The sequence below is a fragment of the Hymenobacter daeguensis genome (assembly GCF_054780555.1).
The window spans coordinates 120,221-141,816 of sequence record NZ_BAAGWC010000001.1 but is presented as its reverse complement, the minus strand read 5'-3'; the positions used below and the strand labels follow the sequence as shown (position 1 = coordinate 141,816).

Sequence of the window (21,596 nt, the reverse complement as noted above, 5' to 3'; positions counted from 1 at the left end):
TTATCAAATAAAAATGCTGAAAATATTCATTGAGCGGCCGGTTCTCTCCACGGTGATTTCCGTGCTGATTGTGCTGCTCGGGCTGCTGGGGCTGTATGCGCTGCCCATTGCGCAGTACCCCGATATTTCGCCGCCCACGGTGCAGGTGTCGGCCAGCTACAGCGGGGCCAGCGCCGACGTGGTGCAGAAAAGCGTGATTGTGCCGCTGGAGGAGCAAATCAACGGCGTGGAGGGCATGACCTACATGACGTCCACGGCCACCAACGAGGGCGGGGCCACCATCCAGGTGTATTTCAAGGTGGGCACCAACGGCGACCAGGCCGCCGTGAACGTGCAGAACCGCGTGGCCAGCGCCACCAGCGTGCTGCCGCAGGAGGTGACCCAGGCCGGTGTGCAGGTACGCAAGCGTCAGACCAGCAACCTGATAACGGCGTCCATCTACAGCGACAACCCGGCCTATGACCAGACTTTCCTGCAGAACTACGCCGAAATCAACGTCATTCCGCAGCTCAAGCGGGTGAACGGCGTGGGCGATGCTACGGCCTCGGGCCAGCGCACTTACTCCATGCGCATCTGGCTAAAGCCCGATGTGATGGCCAACTACGGCCTGACACCCAGCGACATCACCACCGCCCTCAACCAGCAAAGCCTGGAAGCCGCGCCCGGCAAATTCGGCGAAAACGGCGACCAGTCGTTCCAGTATATCATCAAGTACAGCGGCAAGCTGAAGTCGCCGGAAGCCTTCGGCAACATCATCCTGCGCGACCAGGCCCAGGGCCAGATTCTGCGGCTGAAAGACGTGGCCCGCATCGAACTGGGCGCGCAGGCCTACAACACCCGCGTCACAGTGAACGGCAAGCCCTCGGTCAGCGTGTCGGTGAACCAGGTGGCGGGCTCCAACGCCTCGCAGGTTATCAAAGATGCCAAGGCGGCGCTGGCGCTGGCGTCCAAAGACTTCCCGGCCGGCGTGCACTATACGCTGCTCGTGGACATCAATAAGTTCCTGGATGCCAGCATTGATAAGGTGATTCATACGCTGCTGGAATGCTTCGCGCTGGTGTTTCTGGTCATATTCATTTTCCTGCAGGATTTCCGGTCTACTATCATCCACGGCGTGTCGGTGCCGGTGTCCATTCTGGGTACGTTCTTCTTCCTTTACGTCTTCAATTTCAGCATCAACCTGCTCACGCTCTTTGCCTTGGTGCTGGCCATTGGCATCGTGGTCGATGACGCCATTGTGGTGGTGGAGGCCGTGCACGCCAAGCTGGAAAGCGGCTACAAATCGCCACGCCGCGCTGCTATTGACGCAATGGGCGAAATCAGCGGTGCCATTGTCAGCATCACGCTGGTAATGGCGGCGGTGTTCCTGCCCGTCACGTTTATCAGCGGCTCTACCGGGGTGTTTTACAAGCAATTTGGAATTACGCTGGCGGTGGCTATTCTGATTTCGGCTATCAATGCCCTCACGCTGTGCCCGGCGTTGGCGGCCCTGTTTCTCAAGCCGCCGCTGCACCAGAAAGGCGCTACGGAAGGTGAGCCGGCCGAGCACAAAGCGGGAGAAGCGCAGAAAGAACCGGCAGATAAAGAAGGCAAAAAGCTGTCCTTCATGCAGCGGTTTAGCGTGGCATTTAATGCGGGCTACGATGCGCTGGTGGCCAAATACACGGCCGTCATCGGATTTCTGACGGCGCGGAAATGGGTGGCGCTACTGGCCGTGGGCCTGTTTGGCGGCAGCCTGTTTTGGCTGATGAAAACCACGCCGTCGAGCTTTGTGCCGAGCGAAGACATGGGCACCATCTTCGTGAACATCACCCTGCCGCCGGCGGCCTCGCTGGAGCGCAGCGCCGAAATTGCCGACGAAGTGGATAGCCTGGCGCGTAGTATTCCGCAGGTGGCCAATGCCTTGCGCACGGTGGGACAGAACTCGCTGGCGGGCCAGGGCAGCTCCTACGCGCAGGAAATCATTGCCCTCAAAAACTGGGACGACCGCAAGGGCGTGACCAACGAGGACGTCATCAAGCTGATGAAAAAGAAGACGGCCAACATCCGCGACGCCAAGCTGGTGTTTACCTCGCTGCCCACCATCTCGGGCTTTGGCCTGAACGGCGGCTTCGAGTTTCAGCTGCAGGACCGCGGCGCGCACAGCACCGACGAGTTCTACAAAGTGGCCCAGAGCTTCCTGGCCGAGCTGCAAAAACGGCCCGAAATCCAATACGCCACCACCTCGTTCAACCCCACATTTCCGCAGTACCTGATGACGGTGAACGCCGTGAAGTGCGCCGAGGCCGGCGTGCCCGTGAGCAGCGTGCTGGCCGTGATGCAGGGCTACTACGGCAGCCTGTATGCGTCCAACTTCAATGAGTTTGGCAAGCAGTACCGGGTTATTATTCAGGCCGATACGAACTATCGGGCCAGCATCGCCGGGCTGAATAAGGTGCAGGTCCGCACCGGCTCCAACGTGATGGCGCCCATCACCGAATTCGTGAACCTGACCCGCGTGTACGGCCCCGAAAGCATGGCCCGCTTCAACCTCTACAGCTCCATGTCCATCCAGGGCTCGCCCAACCAGGGCTACAGCACCGGCCAGGCCCTCACGGCCATCGAGGAAACGGCCTCGCAGCACCTGCCGCCGGGCTACAGCTATGAATTTTCGGGCCTGAGCCGGGAGGAGAAGAACAGTGGCACGCAGGCCATCTATGTGTTTGCGCTCTGTCTGGTATTTGTGTACCTGTTGCTTAGTGCGCAGTACGAGAGCTACTTGCTGCCGTTTGCGGTGCTGCTGTCGCTGCCCGTCGGCCTCACCGGCGTGTACGTTTTCGCCAAGCTGTTCGGCATCGACAACAACATCTACCTCCAGATTTCGGTGATTATGCTCATCGGCCTGCTTTCCAAAAACGCCATCCTCATCGTGGAGTTTGCCGCCGAGCGCCGGCTCAAAGGCCTGGAAATTGTGGACGCCGCGCTGGAAGGCGCCAAAGCCCGCCTGCGGCCTATTCTGATGACGTCGTTTGCCTTCATTTTCGGGCTGATGCCGCTGCTGTTTGCCAGCGGCGCGGGCGCCAACGGCAACCGCTCCATCGGGGCCGGGGCCATCGGCGGGATGCTGTTTGGGACGCTGCTGGGCGTATTCGTGATTCCGGTGCTCTACATGATTTTTGAGGGCTTGCAGGAGCGCATCAGCGGCTCGCCCAAGGACAAACAGGAGCAGATAAAACGCGAGGAAGAGGAAGACCCGGCGGGTGCGAAACCGGAAGAAAATGCTCCGAAAGATGCGCCCGTAGCAGTAGCAGGATAATATTTAAGAAGCTACCATCATGCTATTCAAGCTAAAACATTTGCCGATACGAAAGCTGTGGCTGCTGCTGCCGCTGCTGGCTTCCTGCGCCGTGCTGCATCCCTACGATAAGCCCGAGGCCGCTGCGCCTAACCTCTACCGCGGGGTGAGCACCACCGATACGACCAGTATTGCCCTGCTGCCCTGGCGCACCGTTTTTGCCGATACCCAGCTGCAAAAGCTGCTCGAAGAAGGCCTGAACCAGAACCTGGATTTGCGCATCGCCGTCACCCGCATTCGGCGGGCCGAGGCCAACCTGGCCCAGAGCCGGGCCGCGTTCCTGCCCAGCCTCTCGGCCCAGGCCCGCGCTACCGAAGCGCGCGTTTCGAACAGCAACACCGGCGTGGGTACCGTGACCGGCACCGGCACCAGCGGAACGGGTACCGGGACCGGAACGGGAACCGGCACCGGCACCGGCACGACCACCGACCCCAGCTCCGTGGTGACGAGCCGCTACAGCCAGCAGTACCTGCTCACGCTCAGCAGCAGCTGGGAGGCCGACATCTGGGGGAAGCTGCGCAGCACCAAGCGCAGCTACGTGGCCGCGCTGCTGCAAAGCGAAGCCTACCGCCGCGCCGTGCAAACCCAGCTGCTGGCCGACATCGCCAACAACTACTACCAGCTGCTGGCCTACGACGCGCAGCTCGAAATCACGCGCCAAACGGTGGTGAACCGCATCAAGGACGTGGAAACCACGAAGCTGCTGAAAAATGCGGCCATTGTGACCGGCGCGGCCGTGGCCCAGAGCGAGGCCAACCTCTACGCCGCCCAGGTGTCGATTCCGGATTTGGAGCGCAACATCCGCGAGACGGAAAATGCGTTGAGCATTCTGCTCAACCGCTCGCCGGGCGCCATCGAGCGGAGCCGGCTCGATGCACAGCCCCAGGTGACGATGCTGCAAACCGGCGTGCCCGGCCAGCTCCTGCGCAACCGCCCCGACGTGCAGGAGGCCGAGGCGGCCTACCGTTCCTACTACGAGCTGACCAACGCCGCGCGGGCCTATTTCTATCCTTCGTTCACCATCACGGCCAACGGCGGCCTCACCAACACGGCCATTCAGGACCTGTTTTCGCCCAGCGCCGTTTTCGGCACGCTGGTGGGCGGGCTGGTGCAGCCCATTTTCAGCCAGGGCGCCAACCGCGCCCGCCTGCGCACCGCCCAAAGCCTGCAGGAAGAGTACCGCCTCACCTACCAGCAAACGCTGCTGAATGCGGGCCAGGAGGTTTCCAACGCGCTTTTTGCCTACCAGACGGCCGGCGAGAAAGTGGCCATTCGCACCAATCAGCTGGCCTCGCTGCAGCGCGCCGTCGATTTCACCCAGGAGCTGCTGAAATACAGCTCGGCCAACTATACCGATGTGCTCACTTCGCAGCAAAGCCTGCTCGCCGCCCAGCTCAACAGCATCAACGACCGGCTGCAGCAGCTCCAGGCCACGACCGATTTGTATCACGCGCTGGGCGGCGGCTGGCGGTAGGAGCGATAACAAGTAATCAAAGAACGTCATGCTGAGCGCAGCCGAAGCATCTCTACTGGGGAAGTAACTGATTACTCTCGCGGTAGAGATGCTTCGGCTGCGCTCAGCATGATGTTCTTGGTTATTCGTTTTAAATCACTCAACCACCACCGACGAGAAAGCCACCGCCGAAGCTGCAAACAGCCGCTTGGTAGCCGGCCATACCTCGCCAAACAGCGCAGACTTGCGGTAGGCATTCAGGGCCGCCTCGTTATCCCAGCGGCTGTGGGTGCAGTAAATGGCCGGGTTCTCAAGGTCCTGCCAAAGCTCCATGGACTGGCAGCCGGGCTGCTGCCGAATCCGGTCTTCGGAAGCGCGGAAAAGGGCCAGGAACGCCGGCACGTTCTCCGGCTCAAACGTCATGCGGACAATTCGGATTAGCATGGCGCAAAGATGCGGCGCATTGGGTGTAAAAAATGCCGTCGACGCCATCAGCGGATAGCTCCGATGGCGTCGACGGCAAAATCTGCAGCACAAGGGGCGGCTATTCGCGCACTACGCGCAGGCGCTGGGGCAACCCGTCGGGTCCGGTCAGGCTGATAATGTACACGCCCGGCGCGGCCTTGCTCAGGCAGCTGCTCAGCTGCCCGGCGAGGGCAGCGCGGGGGGCAGGCGCGGGGGCCAGCAGCGTGCGGCCCAGCACGGTGCTCAGGGTGAGGCGTACCGGGGCATCATCGGCAGAAGCAGGGCCGCCGAGGAGCTGAAGCGTTTCGCCGTGGCTAGGGTTGGGCAGCAGGTAGTAGGGGCTGGCCGCGCCGGCTACGTAGGCCACGGGGCTGAAATGGCTGCTGCCATCGGTGTCGTGCTGGCGCAGGCGATAGAAGGCCGCCGTGGGCGCGTCGGCGTCATCGAAGCTGTAGCTGGCCGCCTGGCTGCCGCCTCTCGGGGCGACAGTTGCCAGGCGGCTGAACTTCTGGCCGTCGGCCGATTTCTCGATGTCGAAGCCGGCGTTATCCTTTTCCAGCGCCGTAGCCCAGCTGATGCGGGCCGTGCTGGCGCTGGCCCGCCGCGCCTCAAACCGCACGAGCGTGACCGGCAGCGGCGCAGTGCCATTGCCAAAGGCAAACGTCGAGAACGTGCTCACGCCGGTGCGAGTGGCCACAAACGGCCCACTGCCCGTGATGGTGGCCCGCCCGATTTCCGCCCAGGTGTTGCCCGTGCCGTTGTCGTTGTGGTAAAGGCTGGCCTGGCTGGGCACGAAGCCGGTGTTCTGGTCGGTAGCGCTGAACTGCACGCTCATGTCCACCACCGGGCCGGTGGTCAGCGCCGGGGTCACTTCCCAGGTGCGGTTCACGAATTCGGCCTGGCGGGCGTAGGGCGCGCCGCTGGTGCCATTGGTGAGCAAGCCGCTGAACGTGCGCACCTGGAACGTGGTGCTAGTGCCGCTATTCGCCAAAGTGAGCGGCGTGTATGAGGCTGCCGTGCCCACCGGGAAGGCCACCGCGCTGCTATTGCCGGGCACCGGCCGCACCACGAAGCCGCCGCTGGCGGGCACGTCGGGCGTTATCACGTAGCGGCTGGCATCGGCGCCGGAGATGGTAGCGTTGCCGGTCAGGTACAGGTTTTGGCTGTCGATGAGCAAGTGGCCGGCCGTGAAATTCAGCAACCCGCTTATCGTTACCGGGCTGAGCAGGCGGACGTTGGCAGGGTTGCTGATGGTCAGCTTGTTCAACCCCAACGCGGCGCTGTTGCCGGCACTCACGGTTTGCTCGGCGCTGCCGTTCAGCTCCAGGGTACCGGTTCCCAGCAGGCTACCGGCGGCCACCACATTACCGCTCACCAGGAAGGTGGTGCCAGCGGACAGCGTCACGCTTGCGCCGCTTTCCACGGTGAGGTTGTGGGCGGCCAGGGTGCCGGTGGCGAGGGTGGGAGCGAAGCTGGTGCCGGCCGGAATCAGCACGTCGGTGCTGGCGGTGGGCGTCACGCCGGCTTCCCAGTTGCGGCAGTCGGCGGCATCGGCCGAGGCGTCGTTGCCGGTCCAGATGGCCACCTGGTTGGCCGGCGTGGGCGCGGTGAGGGTGTTCACGGCGGCGGGGGCGGTGTAGCTCACCTTCACGTAGCAGCGCTGGCCGGCATCGGTGGCATTGGTGTTGCGCACTTTCAGCGCCAGCCAGCCGGTGGTGCTGGGCGTGTAGGTGCCCGTGGCGGCTGCCATGCCGCTGGCGCTGCTCAGCAGGGTGCCGCCCAGGTCATACACCCCAATGGTGAGGCTGCGGGTGTTGCCAGTGGCTTCGGGAAACAGGTTATAGGCCACCGGCTGGCCCGACTGCACAAAGATTTTGCCCACCAGCCGGGTGTTTGTCGAGTTGCTGGGCAGGGCGCCGCCCTGGCCCAGGCCGCCGCAGTTCAGGTCGCCGAGGTCGTCGGCCATTTCCCATTCCTGGGTGGTTTCGGCGGCGCGGGCGGTGGTGTAGGTCGAATTGTCCTGGCCCACCGGGGCCCACACCGAGTAGCCCCGGCGGCCCAGCAGCGCGCTGCCGTTGCAGGGGGGCGTGTTCACGTTCACGTAGGCATTGCCGTCGCCGCCCCGATACACGGTGTGCACGGCCGTGCCGTTGGCCCCGGAGTAGTCCTTGAGCTGCGTGCCCACCGCGAAATCGGTGCGCACGTCGTTGCTCTGCCAGTTGTTATAGTTGTCGTTGATGCCGATGAGCGCCTTGGTGCTGCGCTCAATCACGAGGTGGTCGCCGGAGGTGTAGGGCACTTTGTAGGCGCCGTCCTTGAAGCCGAGGTGCTGGTGGCACCAGAGCAGGTTCACCAGGTCGTCGCGCACGGGCAGGTCGGTGGTGGAGGTGGGCAGGTGCGTCCAGCGCTTGCCGGTGCCGCCGATGTTGAACAGGTCCTCGAAGTAGATGTGGGGGTTGCCATCTACGGCGAAAGCAATGGCGTAGGCCGCCGAGAGGCGCGCATCGAACGGGTCGATGTGGGCGGCCAGCTCGTCGCCGGTGTTCCAGCCGGTGTAGTTGCCGTTGGCATCGAGCTGGGGCCGGAAGGTGTCGTGGTTGTTCACGAAGGGCGCGGTGCGGTGCACGTAGGTATTCGAGCCGGCGTAGTAAGCCACGCGCTGGTCCTGCTGCTGGCCCGGAATCTGGCCCAGGTCGTAGCCGCCATTGCCGGTCACCATGCCGTAAATAGCCCCGCGCAGCCCAAAATCGAAGGTTCCCATCAGGAAATCCTGGCCGCCGTTCTGGCCCTTCACGCTGGTCACGTAGTTGTCGAGGTCGGTCTTGCCGCCCACGTACTCGCCCACGTTGAACATGCTTTCGCCGCCGCTGGCCCCGCCGGCCAGGTACTTCAGGTTGTAGCTGAGGTCCTGCTGGGTGTTGTAGCTGAAGTGCTTCACCGCGTCCCAGCGGAAGCCGTCCACGCCGGTCTGCTTCTTCAGCCACACTATCCAGCTGCGGGCCTGGTTCTGGCTGTAGCCCTGCGTTTGCACGGGGTTGAATGCGCCGGGGTACAGGGCCAGGTAATTGGGGCTGAGCTGGCTGTAGCCGTCGTTGCCGCCATCGTTGCCGTAGCAGAAATCGGGGCCGAAATAAGGGGCCGCCTGGTCGCCGCTGGTCGTGTTGTGGCCCAGCTGCGGGTGGAAGTTGGCGTAGTTCTTGGGCCAGCGGCCCTGGCGGGCGGCGTAGGCCGCGCCGTTGTCGCCCGCCTCGGGAATGGGCGTGCCGAACGAGCTGTAGCGGAAGGTTTTGTAGCCGCTGTTGCTGGCCATCGAGAAGTTGGGCTCGGGGTCCTGGCCGCCGTCGCCGGTGGTGGTGCCGGCCCCGTCTGTATGGTTCAGCACCACGTCCTGAATCACCTCAATGCCGTTGGCGTGCAGCACGGCCACCATGCGCAGAAACTCGTCCTTCGAGCCGAAGCGGGTGCGCACGTCGCCCTTCTGGTACTTGTCGCCGAGGTCGTAGGGGTCGAAGGGCGAGTAGCCCACGTCGTTGGTGGCGTTCTTGTTCTTGGGCGTGGGCGGAATCCAGACCGCGTCCACGCCCATGCTCTTGAGGCGCGGGGCCAGCTCCGTCAGGTAATCGGCCCACTTAAAGCGGTAGTTGCCGTTGTAATAGTCCCACCAGAAAGCCTGGAGCACGACTTTCTTAACGGTGGTTTGGGCGTGCGCGGCAAAGTGGCTCAGCTGCAACAGCAGGAGCAGCGCCAGGAAGGCGTAGCGTTTTCTCATCTCTCTGAAGTAGTCGGGAGGTTGGGTGGGAGCAGGATGACAAAATTATTTAAAAACGCGGGACTACACACATGGAAATGGCTATTTATGAGTGCGCTAAGGTTTGCGCAAGCATAAAAAAAGGTGTGTGGACTACTCCCCGGTCCGGCCGCTTATGTGCATTCCGGCAAACTCGCCCGGATTGCAGGCCGTAAATCATGGGCTCAACTCATCCAGTAATTTTCGCATTCATTTTATGAAATTTCCTTCTTCCCCCCCGGCTGCATTCGTGTGGGCGTTAGCCCCGGCCCTGGCCGGTGGCCTGTTCCTCAGCAGCTGCAACAGCCAGCCCACCGCTACCGAAGCCGACAAAACCGCCACCGTCGTATCGGAGGAAACCAATGCTGCTTCCGACAGCGCCGCCGTGACGGCCAAGGCCGACAGCACCGGCGGCATGGCCGGCGCCGTGAAGCCCACCGGGCCCAAGCCCGCCTGGGGCCCCAACCTCAAGCCCGAGATGCAGGCCGTCATCGAGCAGCTGATGAGCTTCAACAACAAGCCTTTCCCCGAGCTTACCGCCGCTCAGGCCCGCAAGCAGCCCAGCGCCGCCGATGCCGCCATGAAGCAGATGAAAGTGAGCGGCATTCCCACGCCGCCGCTCAACTGCGACACCGTGACCAAAACGCTGATGCCCGGCGTGAAAGCCCGCATCTACACGCCCAAAGGCGGCGCGGCTTCGTACCCGGTCATCGTGTACTACCACGGCGGGGGCTGGGTCATTGCCACCAACGATACCTACGCCGCTTCGGCCCAAGCCCTGTGTGAGCAGGTGGGCGCGGTGGTGGTGTCGGTGGAGTACCGCAAGGGCCCCGAGCACAAGTTTCCCACGGCGCACGACGATGCCTTCGCGGCCTATCAGTACGTGCTGAAAAACGCCGCCAGCATGAAGGGCGACCCCGCCAAAGTGGCCGTGGTAGGCGAAAGCGCCGGCGGCAACCTGGCCTGCAACGTGAGCATCATGGCCCGCGACAAGAAAGTGGCCCTGCCCAGGTACCAGGTGCTGGTGTACCCCATCGCCGGTTCCGACACCAATACGCCTTCGTATCAGGCGAATACGCAGACCGCGCCGCTCAACAAGGGCGGCATGGAGTGGTTTTTCAAGAACTACCAGCGCACTGCTGCCGATTTGAAAGACCCGCGCATCAACCTGGTGGCGGCCAACCTGAAGGGCCTGGAGCCCACCACCATCATCGCCGCCGACTATGACCCCCTGAAAAGCGAGGGCAAAACCCTGGCCGATAAGCTTTCCGCCGCCGGCGTGAAAACCAACTACAAGCTCTACGACGGCACCACCCACGAGTTCTTCGGCATGGCGGCCGTGGTGCCCGAGGCCAGGGACGCGCAAAGCGTGGCCGTGAGCGACCTGAAAGGCGCGCTGAAGTAAGCGCTTTAAGCCACTGGCTTTCTGATAATCAGAACGTCATGCTGAGCGAAGTCGAAGCATCTCTACCGCAACACTAAACCTGATTAGTTGCACGGTAGAGATGCTTCGACTCCGCTCAGCCTGACGTTCTTTTTTGTCTATTGCTTAATCCGCCGCAAACCGCACGTCCACCTGTGAGTCGAAATGCAGGCCGAGCAGCTCCGACGCGTTGCCCTGGCAGATGCCCAGGCACAGGCAGTCCTGGCTGTTGAACACGGCCACGGCCTCGCCGGGAGGGGCCGCCGAGAAGTGCGGGTGCAGCTCGCGCACCACGTCGCGCCCGAAGTGCACGGCAAAGGGACGGCCGTGGCCCACGGCCTCCACCGCCGTGCGCGAGATGTTGGTAATCAGGTTGCCGTAGTGGTCCACGTGCGCGACGTGGCCCGTCACGCGGTGGTCCTGAATGCGGACCTGGCGGTTGTTGAGCTGGTGGAAAGTCGTCACCTCCGGGCCGAGGTCGGTGAGGGCCGCGCCCTGGGCCAGTGCCACGGCGGCGGGCAGCAGCACGTCGCGGGTAGGGGAGGCGGTGACGGCGGCCGGCAGGGCCACCAGCTGCTCGGGCGCGCCGTTGGTGAGCAGGGCCAGCATGCCGTTGTCGCCGGCCACAAAGTAGTGGCCCTGATACAGCGCCGCCTGCCAGCCGGGCTCCGGCCCCACGCCGTGGTCGTCCACGCCAATGACGTGGACCGTGCCCTCGGGGAAGTCCCGAAACACGGCCTGGAGAACGTGAACGGCGTGCGCGATGTTAAAGGGTTCGACGCCGTGGCTGATGTCGATGACCGGAACCGCCGGGGCCAGACGCAGCAGCCGGGCTTTCAGCGCCGCCACGTAGTGGTCGCGGTAGCCAAAATCTGTCAGCAGCGTAATCAATCCCATGCCTTCGTTCCGTAGTTTTTCGTAGTATTGTTCCAGCGCCCGAACCGGGGCAAAAGTAGCCGGTTTGGGGCGAAAACGGGCCGTTTTTCCCACTCCCTTTCTCTTATCCCCTCTCTTCCAACTTGGTCGAAAAAATCATCACCCTCGAAAACATGTCTTTGGTCGATTTCCTCGGCCCCGACAACCAGAATATCCGCCAGCTGGCCGCCGCTTTTCCCGGCTCCAAAATCATCAGCCGCGGCAACGAAATCAAAATCCAGGGTCAGACGGAAGTCATCTCCCGCATCAACGACATCCTTTCCTCGCTCATCGAGCACTACCACCAGTACGGCTCCATCACCGACAAAACGGTGAACCAGTACCTCTCCGCCACCTCTGAGGAGGCCGAAGGCCGCGTGCTGGCCGCCTCGCCCGACGTCATCCTGTTCGGGGCCAAAGGCGGCGTCATCAAAGCCAAAACGCCCAACCAGCAAAAGCTGGTCGATACCGTGATGGCCCACGACCTGACCTTCACCCTTGGCCCGGCCGGCACCGGCAAAACCTACATTTCGGTGGCGCTGGCTGTGCGGGCGCTCAAGAATAAGGAAGTGAAGAAAATCATCATTTCGCGCCCCGTGGTGGAGGCCGGCGAAAGCCTCGGCTTCCTGCCCGGCGACATGAAGGAAAAGGTGGACCCCTACCTGCGCCCGATTTACGATGCGCTGGAAGACATGATTCCGGCCGAAAAGCTGAAATTCTACCAGGAAAATAAAATCATCGAAATCGCCCCGCTGGCCTACATGCGCGGCCGGACGCTGAACAACGCCTTCGTGCTCCTGGATGAGGCCCAGAACACCACGCCCTCGCAGCTGAAGATGTTTCTGACCCGCATGGGCCCCACGGCCAAGGTGATGGTGAATGGCGACCGCAGTCAGATTGACCTGCCCACCCGCCAGAAATCGGGCCTGATGCAGGCGCTTGATATTCTGAAGGATGTGCCCGGTATCGGCTACGTCGAGATGAATGCCGAGGACGTGGTGCGCCACCGCCTGGTGAAGGAAATCGTGAAGGCCTACGACAAATTCGACACCGACGAGCAGGTGCGCCAGGCCCAGGCCAACAGCGCCACCCGCCGCGACGAACGCCACGAGCGCCGCCTGCGCGAGCAGGGCCTGCTCGACGGCGCTGCCCCGGAAGCCGAAGCGCCCCTGCCCGTGAACCACGAGCAGGCGCTGTAGTAATCAACCGTCATCGTCTGTCATCCTGAGCGCCGCAAAGGACCTTATCACATTTGCTCAGACTGACCTGAATCAGTTTCGAACGTGGTAAGGTCCTTTGCGGCGCTCAGGATGACAGATTTTTTTAACCCCAAACCCATGCCCGCCACCGCCTACCGCATCACCGACCTGCGCGACCTCGACGCTGCCTTCACCATCCGCGAAAAAGTGTTTGTGGAGGGCCAGGGCGTGCCCGCCGCCCTCGAAAACGACCGCCACGACCGCACCGATGCCCGCCATTACCTGGCCCGCGCCGACGATGGCACGCCCGCCGGTGCCGCCCGCTGGCGCGAAACCGAGAACGGCGTGAAGCTGGAGCGTTTTGCCGTGCTGGAAGGGTTTCGTAACCAAAAAATCGGGGAGGCGCTGCTCCACGCCGTGCTGGCCGACGTGAAGGCCGAGCTGCCCGATGCCGCTGTGTACCTGAATGCCCAGCTTGGGGCCGTGCGGTTTTACGAGCGGCACGGATTTAAGAAAGTAGGGGAGATGTTTGAGGAAGCCGGCATTCAGCACTACAAGATGATGCTGGCGTAGCTGCCCGTCCGGGTGGAAAGCCGGCTTACAGCAGCGCCGGGCGCTGGCTGATTTCGTGGTAGCAGATGTGGGCGCGGCTGAAGTAGTGAAACACCATGCTTTTGCGCGTCTGGGTGAGGTCGGTGTGGGGTTCGCCGCCGTGCATCAGGTTGGCGTGCCACACGAATACGTCGCCTTTGCGGGCCAGAAAAACCTGTTTTCGGAGGCCCAGCGCAGCTACGCGGCCGGCAATGAACTTCTCGTATTCCGTGTAGTCCTTATCGCCGATGAGCCAGTCGGTGCCCTCGTTCTGGTAGTCGGCGTTGAAGTAGTAGGGCAGCTTGTGGCTGCCGGGGTAGTAGTGCAGCGGGCCGTTGCCGGGGGTGATGTCCTCCAGCGCCACCCAGGCCGCCGCCATGCCGCCCAGCGGGAAGGTGCTCATGTGAATGCTGTCGGAGTGAGTGCGCTGCTGGCTGCCGGTGAGGAAGTTAATGCTCTGGAAAAGCGTGGCATCGTGCCCCAGCAAGGCCGTGATTAATTCGCGCAGCTGGCCTTCGCCCGCCGCCCGAATCCTGGCCGACTTGCGGAAGGCAAACATGAACTTGTTGCGGTAGCGCAGGCTGATTTTCTGGGTAGCAATGAGGTTGGCCAGCTCCTGGTTGATGCCATCAACTTCTGCCGCGCTGAAAAAGCCCGGCAGCACGGCAAAGCCGTTGTCCGCGAAGTCGCGCAGGCTGGCCTGGCTGGCGGCGGGCAGCTGCCGGAAAGCCGGGGCGGCGGCCAGCCGCTCGGCCAGCGGCGGCACGGGCATCAGGCCGGCGTCGGCCGGCAGGTGGGCAAAGTCGCGGCTGCTGATGGGGGAGTAGTACTGCTTGTTCAGCCCCAGCTTTTGGTAAATGGGCAGGTTGTGGGCCAGCCGGCGGCGCTGAAACACATTGTAGGCGGCGTAGCTGAGCTTGAGGCGGCGCAGAAAGGAAAACATGGGCAAGGCAACGGTTCGACGCTCCAAGATACGGCGGCGGCCAGCGGTGGCGGCGGTGCATCTTGGCAGTTGTGGCGCAAACCGCTACATTGCCAGCCCAATGCATCTTCCACTTCTACCGCTTTATGATTGCCTGGGCCACCTTTCCCTTCGTGCGCTACACGCCCGCGCTGATTCTCGGCATCGTGGGCTACCTCTACCTCGGCGAGCACTGGCCGGAGCTGTGGCCCGTCAGTCTGGGCCTGGCCGGGCTGAGCATGGCCCTGCTTTTCTGGAGCACGCGCCAGCGTAAGCCGGCCGCTGTGGATGCGGCCGGCGTTCTGTCGCTGCTCGCCATTGTGGCGCTGGGGGCCACGCTTACCCAGCGCGCCACCGACAGCCGCCGGGCCGACCACCTCTCCCGCTTCGCCGACAAAATAGCATGCTACCAGGCCGTGGTGGACGAGGCCACCGTGGTGCGCGCCGCCACCTACGCCACCACGCTGCGGGTGCAGGCCGTGCGCGTAGCCGGCCGCTGGCGGGCCGCCACCGGCGGCGTGCGCGTGTCCTTGCCGCGCGTGGCCGGCATTGCGCAGCCGCAGTACGGCGAGGTCTGGCTTATTCGCGGCCACCCCGACCCCAGCAAGCCGCCGCTCAACCCCGGCGAGTTCGACTACGCCCGCTACCTGGAATACCGGCAGGTGTACCACCAGCAGTACCTTCACCCCGACCAGTACCGCAGGCTGCGGCTGGCTCCGCCCAATGTGCTGATTTTTTGGAGCATGCAGGCGGCGAAGCAGCTCGATGGCGTATTCCGGCACTACCTCCACGCCAAACGCGAATACGCCATTGCCTCGGCGCTGGTGCTGGGCATTAAGGACGATGTGGACTCGGAAACCAAGCAGGCGTACAGCAGCACGGGAACCTCGCACATCATGGCCGTGAGCGGCTTGCAGGTGGGGCTGTTGTTCTACGCGCTGTCGTGGCTGCTGCAGAAGCTGTTTGGCCGGGTGCCGGGGTTCCGCATCTGGTCGGCGCTGCTGGGGCTGGGCGTGATTTGGAGCTACGCCTTTCTCACGGGCTTGTCGGCGTCGGTGCTGCGGGCGGCGGTGATGTTCACGTTTTTTATCATTGGCAAAGCCTGGGGGCGGCAAAGCTCCATCTTCAATACGCTGGGCGTGGCGGCCTTTTTCCTGCTGGTCTGGAACCCGTTCCTGGTGGCCGACGTGGGCTTTCAGCTCTCGTTTCTGGCGGTGCTAAGCATTGTGTACGTGCAGCCGCGCATTGCCCGGTGGCTCGACGTGGAAGGCTATTTCTATGCCCGCCGACGGCCCTGGCAGCCCAAAGTAGCGCAGCGGTTCTGGCAGGGAAGCGGCTGGCTGCTGGATAAAATATGGCAGGCCGTGGCGCTGTCGCTGGCCGCGCAGGTGGCCACGTTTGGGCTGGGGCTGTATTACTTCCATCAGTTTCCGTTCAGCTTTCTGTTCTCCAACCTGGTGGCGGTGCCCATTTCGAGCGGGGCCGTGTACGTTGGGTTGGCGCTGCTGGCGGTGAAGGGGCTAATGGCCGGGCTGGGAATGCTGCTTCCTGCCAGCGCGGCCTGGTGGCTCGACCTGCTCCCCCGTTTCGTGGCCTGGGTATTCGAATGGATGGTCTGGGCTTTCAACGAATACATTGCCTTCATCAGCCGCCATTTTTCGGCTTGGGTGGTGCGCGAAGTCCACGTTTCGGCCCTGCAAACGGTGCTGCTCTTTGGCCTGATTGGCACCGGCCTGGCCTGGCTCAACACCCGCCGGCTGGGCTGGCTGCGCGGCATGGCGCTGCTGCTGCTCGGCTACGCCGGCAGCCGCGTGGCCGAAGCCCGCGCCGTGGCGCCTACCGAGGAGTTCATTGTGTACAGCATTCCGCGCCGCTCGGCGGTGGGGTTCTGGCAGGGCGCGGCGGCCGAGTTCGTCACGCCCGACTCGCTACCGCTCACTGAAACCGAGCGCACCTACCGCCTGCTGCCGGGCATCATTCAGCGGGCGGCGCGGCGCACGGCCTACCGCGTGGGCTGGCGCGGCTGCACCGTGCCCGTGCAGCGCCTCGCCGACCCCGACAGCGCCCGCGAAAGCCTGTACTTCAGGCCCGGCCCCGTGGTGCTGGCCCGGTGGCGCGGCCTGCGCGTGGCCTTCGTGGCCAGCCGCATTTCTCCCGCCACCCGGCCCACGCCCGTCGATGTGCTGGTGCTGCGCCGCAACGCCCGCGTGAAGCCCGAGGCGGTGGCCGCCGTTTTTGGCCCCGGCGCTCAGGTTGTTTTCGATTCCTCCTGCAAAATCTGGTACGTGGCCCGGCAGGACTCCAGCCTGCGCGCGCACGGGTTTCGCACCTGGGATGTCACGGCGCAGGGAGCCTTCCGCTGTGCGCCGCCGCTGGCCGCCCGGTAGCCGCCCGGCCGCAGGCAACCGTCGGCCCGGGCGGTTCCGAGTTAGCTTTAAAATACCTCAACGAGCCGGCTGCCAGGCAAATTGGGCGGTTTTGCCCGGCACTTGGCCGAGTGGGAGAGTCCATCTGCGCATTTTTTGCGTTAATTGCCTTGCGAGGATGCCACCATTTTGCCCCCGGCGGCATCTATTGCTCAGTACCCATCCGTCCGCGCCGTTCCCTCGCCCTATGGAAGACCTGCTCACGCCCGAACTCGAAGCCCTTCGCTACATCCGCTACGAAGCCCAGGACCGCATCGGCTACATCACCCTCAACCGGCCCGACAAGCGCAATGCGCTGAATTCTGACGTGGTAACCGAGCTGAAGCAGGCCTTTGAATATGCCGAAAACGACGAAAACGCCAAGGTCATTGTGCTGCGGGCCGCCGGCGAGGTTTTCTGCGCCGGCGCCGACCTGGCCTACATTCAGGAGCTGCAGGGCTTCGGCTACACCGATAATCTGGAGGACAGCACCCACCTCATGCAGCTTTTCCACCAGATTTATACCCTCAAGAAGCTGGTGATTGGCGAGGTGCAGGGCCACGCCATTGCGGGCGGCTGCGGCCTGGCCGCCATCTGCGACCTCACGTTTGCCGTGCCCGAGGCCAAGTTTGGCTACACCGAAGTGAAAATCGGCTTCCTGCCGGCCATTGTCAGCGTTTTTCTGCTGCGCAAAATCGGCGAAGCCCGCACCAAGCGCCTGCTGCTCACCGGCGACCCCATTTCGGCCCAGGCCGCGCTCGACATGGGCCTCATCACCTTCCTGGCCCCCAAAGAAGAGCTGGCGGCCAATGTGCACGCTTTTGCCCAGCGCATGTGCCACGAAAACTCGGCCCAGAGCATGGAAACCACCAAGGAGATGCTGGCCCGCCTGCCCGAACTCGACCTCGAAGAAGGCCTGCGCTACGCCGCCCAGCAAAACGCCGAAGCCCGCGGCTCCGAAGACTGCCGCAAGGGCATTGCGGCCTTCCTGAGCAAGCAAAAGATTGGCTGGTAGCGCAAAAAGCCGTTTATTCGTAGCCCCATAATTCGAAACGCCGTTTCGACCCCGGAATTAATTGGGGCCGGAGCGGCGTTTCGGCATCTATTTCCAAACAACCCTTTTCCCGTTCCGGTTACCCCTGCATGAACGCCGCCGCTGCCCTCGGTATCACCCTCGCCACCTTCGGATTCATGGAATTCTGGGCGTGGTTTATGCACAAGTTTGTGCAGCACGGGCCGCTGTGGTTTCTGCACCGCTCGCACCACGTGCGGCACCCGCACCCGGTGGAGCGCAACGACCTGTTTTTTCTGATTTATGGGGCTATTTCGGCCGCTTTATTCATCACCGGCGACAATGGCGGGCGCTGGTGGTTTTGGGTGGGCGTGGGCATTGCCTGCTATGGCACGGTCTATTTCTTCGTGCACGACGTGCTGATTCACGGCCGGTTGCGCTTCTGGAAAAAGTCGCAGAATACCTATCTGCGGGCCCTCAACATGGCCCACAAGACCCATCACAAAACCACCGGCCGCGACGGCTCGGCCGAGTTTGGCCTGCTGTGGGTGTCGCCGAAATACCTGAAGCTGGCCAGGCAGCGGCAATTAAAAATTGAGAAGGAGAAGATTGAAAGTGCGTCAGCGGCAGCGGCCAATGTGACCGTCCGCTAATTCATAACTCATCATTTTTAATTCGAACCAATGGGCCATTACTCCATCAGCGACTTAGAGCAGCTTTCGGGCATCAAGGCGCACACCATCCGGATGTGGGAGCAGCGCTATGGCCTGTTGCGTCCGGTGCGCACGCCCACCAACATCCGGATGTATTGCAACGACGACCTGCGCCGCCTGCTCAACGTGAGCACGCTGTGCGGCCGGGGCAAGCGCATCTCGCAGGTGGCCTGCCTCAGCGATGCCGAGATTCAGGCCGCCGTGCTGGCCTGCTGCAACGATGCCCACGACTACCACCAGCAGGTAAATGCCCTGCTGGCCGCCATGCTTAGCTTCGACGAACAGCGCCTCAACTACCTCTTCGACGAAGCTGCTCACAGCCTGGGCTTCGAGAAAATGATGTTGTTTGTGGCCTATCCGCTGCTGCAGCGCATTGGCCTGATGTGGCTGGCCGGCACCGTAAACCCGGCCCAGGAGCATTTACTGGCCCATTTGCTCCGGCAGAAAATGCTGGCTGCCACCAATGCCCTGCCGTGCGTGCCGGCTTCGGCGCGGCGCTGGGTGTTGTTTCTGCCGGCCAATGAGCTGCACGAGCTGGCGCTGCTGTTCATGAACTACGCCCTGCGCGCGCGCGGCCAGCACACGCTGTACCTGGGCCAGAACCTGCCCACTGCCGAGCTGAAAGCAGTGTGCGAAGCCTACCGGCCCGATGCCATTGCCACGGTGCTCACTTCACAGCCCGAGCGCAGCAAAGTAGGGGAGTTTGCCCGCGAGATAGCCGCCTTGTGTCCTGATAAGCTGGTGGTGCTGTATGGCCCGCTGGCCCGGCAGGAAGGCCTGGAATTGCCCAAGAACTTTGTGGCGCCGGAGCTGATGACCGATTTTCTGGCGCTGGTAGGAAAGCACGAGCCGGAGCCGGTGGCGGCTTAGCGGCCGGTAGCGTGGTGCCGGCGGGTGCTGCGGTTGGCGGAGCTGCCGCGAAAGCTTCACAAAAACATCACGGGGAGCCAACGATTTTCGTGGGACCAAAACCCGCGCCGGGCGTACCTTGCCGCGCCTGAAGGAAGGTGTTAGGCATGCCGAGCAAAATACTTTCGGCGGAGGCTGGCCTGATTTGCGACCGGCGCGTATATTTGTTTAACAATCGGCCACGAAAAGCTAAACAGCATGACTTCGTTCGAATTTACCTCGCAAGTGCAGAAGATTTCGCTCACCCTCCGGCCCGCCGCCATGAATTTGACGCGAGACGCTGATGACGCGAAGGATTTAGTGCAGGAAACCCTCCTCAAGGCCCTGCTCAACAAAGACAAGTTTAAAGCCGGTACCAACCTGAAGGCGTGGTTGTATACCATCATGCGCAACACCTTCATCAACAACTACAACAAGATTACCAAGCGCAGTTCCAACATCGATTCGACGGAGTATTTTCAGTATTTCAACACCGACCAGAACTACATCACCCACAACGGCGCCACGTCGGACTTTGTGGTGCGCGACATCAACGAGGCCATTGCCGGCCTGGGCACCGACTACCGCACGCCGTTCATGATGTACTACATCGGCTACAAGTACATGGAGATTGCCGAGAAGCTGCAAATCCCCATTGGCACCGTCAAAAACCGCATTCACATTGCCCGCAAGGAGCTGAAATCGGCACTGCAGGTGTACGCGCCGGTAGGGGCTTCGGCCGCCGATGCAAGCGAAGCCGTCGAAGACTAGTCGGTTGTCGTAATTGAATTGGCCGCCGGCCTTGTTGCTGCTTTTGCGGCGCGGGGCCGGCGGTTTTTTTTGCATTGCGTATCCCTGTTTCGGCACCCCCGGCTGCGGGCCGGCAACGCACGGCATATTGTATACTTGGAACTTGACCCCCCTTCCTTTGCAACCCCCAAATACTAAACACGCAGTAGTCATCGGCGCCGGTTTTGCCGGGCTGGCAGCGGCCAGTACGCTGGCGCAGGCCGGCTGGCGCGTCACGGTGCTGGAAAAAAATGACGGTCCCGGTGGCCGGGCGCGGGTTTTTCGGGCCCAGGGCTTCACCTTCGACATGGGCCCGAGCTGGTACTGGATGCCGGATGTGTTTGAGAAATATTTTGCCCGCTTTGGCAAGAAGGTAGCCGACTACTACGAGCTGCTGCGGCTGGACCCGTCGTATCAGGTGATTTTCCGGGGGCCGGAGGCGGTGGATATTCCGGCGAAGATGAGCGAGCTGCGGGCGCTGTTTGAGCGGTATGAGCCCGGCAGCGCGGCCCGGCTCGATGCGTTTCTGAAGCAGGCGGCCTATAAGTACGAGGTAGGCATCAACCGGCTGGTGTATGCGCCCAGCCGCTCGGTTTTCGAGTTTGCCGACCCGAAGCTGCTGGTCGACATGGTGCGAATGGACGTGCTGCAAAGCATGCACAAGCACGTCCGGCGCTTTTTTAAAGACCCGCGCCTGCTGGAGCTGGTGGAATTCCCCATTCTGTTTCTGGGCGCGACTTCGGAGAATACGCCCGCGCTGTATTCGCTGATGAACTACGCCGACCTGGCGCTGGGCACCTGGTACCCCAAGGGCGGCATGCACAAGATTGTGGAGGGCATGGTGCGGCTGGCCGAGGAGCTGGGCGTGGAAATCCGGTACGGCCAGGAGGTGACGGAAATTGTGGTGGAAAACGGCCGCAGCACCGGCGTGCGTACCGCCAGCGGCCTGGTGGCCGCCGATGCCGTGGTGGCCGGGGCCGACTACCATCACATTGAGCAGGAAGTGCTGGCGCCGGAGCATCGGCATTACGACGCCAAATACTGGAATTCGCGCGTGATGGCTCCGTCGTCGCTGCTGTTCTACCTCGGGGTGAATAAAAAGCTCGACAAGCTGCGCCACCACAACCTGTTTTTCGACGAAGACCTGACCCAGCACGCCCGCGAGATTTACGAGCAGCCGCAGTGGCCCACCAGGCCGCTCTACTACGCCTCGGTGCCCAGCAAAACCGACCCCACGGTAGCGCCCGAGGGCCAGGAAAACCTGTTTCTGCTCATCCCTGTGGCCCCCGGCCTGCCCGACGACGAAGCCACCCGCGAGCGGTACTACGAGCTGCTGATGGACCGCCTGGAGAAGCATTGCGGCCACAGCATCCGCGACGCGGTGGTGTTCAAGCGCAGCTACGCCCACCGCGACTTCATGGCCGACTACCACAGCTTCAGGGGCAACGCCTACGGCCTGGCCAACACGCTGAAGCAAACCGCCATTCTGAAGCCTGCGTTGAAGAGTAAAAAAATCTCAAATTTATACTTCACGGGCCAGCTCACCGTGCCGGGGCCGGGCGTGCCGCCCTCGCTCATTTCGGGGCAGGTGGTGGCGGGCGAAGTCTTAAAGGAAATTAAGAATGAAGAATGAGGAATGAAGACTTAAGCAGGACAGCAAT

General features: G+C 62.7%; 15 protein-coding genes. 11 read left to right on the top strand and 4 right to left on the bottom strand.

All coding sequences use genetic code 11. From position 1 onward, the window contains the following. The first annotated feature begins 13 nt into the window (after window positions 1-13). Window positions 14-3,295, top strand: a complete 3,282-nt coding sequence (locus tag ACYVHT_RS00585) for an efflux RND transporter permease subunit (RefSeq protein ID WP_460546868.1) — start codon at window positions 14-16, stop codon at window positions 3,293-3,295. Window positions 3,296-3,314: 19 nt separating this feature from the next. Further along, entirely contained in the window at window positions 3,315-4,808 is a 1,494-nt protein-coding gene (locus ACYVHT_RS00580) for an outer membrane factor lipoprotein domain-containing protein (RefSeq protein ID WP_460546866.1), read from the top strand. Window positions 4,809-4,943: 135 nt separating this feature from the next. Here ACYVHT_RS00580 and ACYVHT_RS00575 read toward each other — a convergent pair whose 3' ends face one another. After that, window positions 4,944-5,231 (bottom strand): putative quinol monooxygenase, encoded by a 288-nt coding sequence (locus tag ACYVHT_RS00575; RefSeq protein ID WP_460546864.1) that lies wholly within the window; start codon window positions 5,229-5,231, stop codon window positions 4,944-4,946. 100 nt (window positions 5,232-5,331) lie between these two features. Then, window positions 5,332-9,021, bottom strand: coding sequence for an alpha-amylase domain-containing protein (locus ACYVHT_RS00570; RefSeq protein ID WP_460546862.1), 3,690 nt, complete (start codon window positions 9,019-9,021; stop codon window positions 5,332-5,334). Between the two features lie 235 nt (window positions 9,022-9,256). Between ACYVHT_RS00570 and ACYVHT_RS00565 the strand changes: the two genes are divergently transcribed. Further along, window positions 9,257-10,444: an alpha/beta hydrolase gene (locus tag ACYVHT_RS00565; RefSeq protein ID WP_460546860.1), complete on the top strand. Its 1,188-nt coding sequence runs from the start codon at window positions 9,257-9,259 to the stop codon at window positions 10,442-10,444. A gap of 144 nt (window positions 10,445-10,588) precedes the next feature. Here ACYVHT_RS00565 and ACYVHT_RS00560 read toward each other — a convergent pair whose 3' ends face one another. After that, the gene (locus ACYVHT_RS00560; protein ID WP_460546858.1) at window positions 10,589-11,359 is read right to left on the bottom strand and encodes an SAM hydrolase/SAM-dependent halogenase family protein; all 771 of its coding nucleotides are present in this window, start codon (window positions 11,357-11,359) and stop codon (window positions 10,589-10,591) included. Window positions 11,360-11,481: 122 nt separating this feature from the next. Between ACYVHT_RS00560 and ACYVHT_RS00555 the strand changes: the two genes are divergently transcribed. Continuing rightward, entirely contained in the window at window positions 11,482-12,576 is a 1,095-nt protein-coding gene (locus tag ACYVHT_RS00555; RefSeq protein WP_460546856.1) for a PhoH family protein, read from the top strand. 138 nt (window positions 12,577-12,714) lie between these two features. Continuing rightward, window positions 12,715-13,149, top strand: a complete 435-nt coding sequence (locus tag ACYVHT_RS00550) for a GNAT family N-acetyltransferase (protein ID WP_460546854.1) — start codon at window positions 12,715-12,717, stop codon at window positions 13,147-13,149. A gap of 25 nt (window positions 13,150-13,174) precedes the next feature. On the opposite strand, the gene ACYVHT_RS00545 is transcribed toward ACYVHT_RS00550, so the two are convergent. Then, the gene (locus tag ACYVHT_RS00545; RefSeq protein ID WP_460546852.1) at window positions 13,175-14,110 is read right to left on the bottom strand and encodes a phytanoyl-CoA dioxygenase family protein; all 936 of its coding nucleotides are present in this window, start codon (window positions 14,108-14,110) and stop codon (window positions 13,175-13,177) included. Window positions 14,111-14,235: 125 nt separating this feature from the next. On the opposite strand from ACYVHT_RS00545, the gene ACYVHT_RS00540 reads away from it, so the two are divergent. The 6 genes from ACYVHT_RS00540 (at window position 14,236) to ACYVHT_RS00515 (ending at window position 21,568) form a co-directional block, all read left to right on the top strand. Then, window positions 14,236-16,515, top strand: coding sequence for a ComEC/Rec2 family competence protein (locus ACYVHT_RS00540; protein ID WP_460546849.1), 2,280 nt, complete (start codon window positions 14,236-14,238; stop codon window positions 16,513-16,515). Window positions 16,516-16,741: 226 nt separating this feature from the next. Next, window positions 16,742-17,548, top strand: coding sequence for an enoyl-CoA hydratase/isomerase family protein (locus tag ACYVHT_RS00535; RefSeq protein ID WP_460546847.1), 807 nt, complete (start codon window positions 16,742-16,744; stop codon window positions 17,546-17,548). Window positions 17,549-17,676: 128 nt separating this feature from the next. Next, window positions 17,677-18,198 carry a sterol desaturase family protein gene (locus ACYVHT_RS00530; protein WP_460546845.1) on the top strand — a complete coding sequence of 174 codons (522 nt, stop codon included), beginning with the start codon at window positions 17,677-17,679 and terminating at the stop codon, window positions 18,196-18,198. A 30-nt stretch (window positions 18,199-18,228) separates the two neighbouring features. Then, window positions 18,229-19,128: a MerR family transcriptional regulator gene (locus ACYVHT_RS00525; protein ID WP_460546843.1), complete on the top strand. Its 900-nt coding sequence runs from the start codon at window positions 18,229-18,231 to the stop codon at window positions 19,126-19,128. A 237-nt stretch (window positions 19,129-19,365) separates the two neighbouring features. Beyond that, window positions 19,366-19,917 carry a sigma-70 family RNA polymerase sigma factor gene (locus ACYVHT_RS00520; RefSeq protein WP_460546841.1) on the top strand — a complete coding sequence of 184 codons (552 nt, stop codon included), beginning with the start codon at window positions 19,366-19,368 and terminating at the stop codon, window positions 19,915-19,917. A 157-nt stretch (window positions 19,918-20,074) separates the two neighbouring features. After that, window positions 20,075-21,568: a phytoene desaturase family protein gene (locus ACYVHT_RS00515; protein WP_460546839.1), complete on the top strand. Its 1,494-nt coding sequence runs from the start codon at window positions 20,075-20,077 to the stop codon at window positions 21,566-21,568. The last annotated feature ends 28 nt before the right edge of the window (window positions 21,569-21,596 follow it).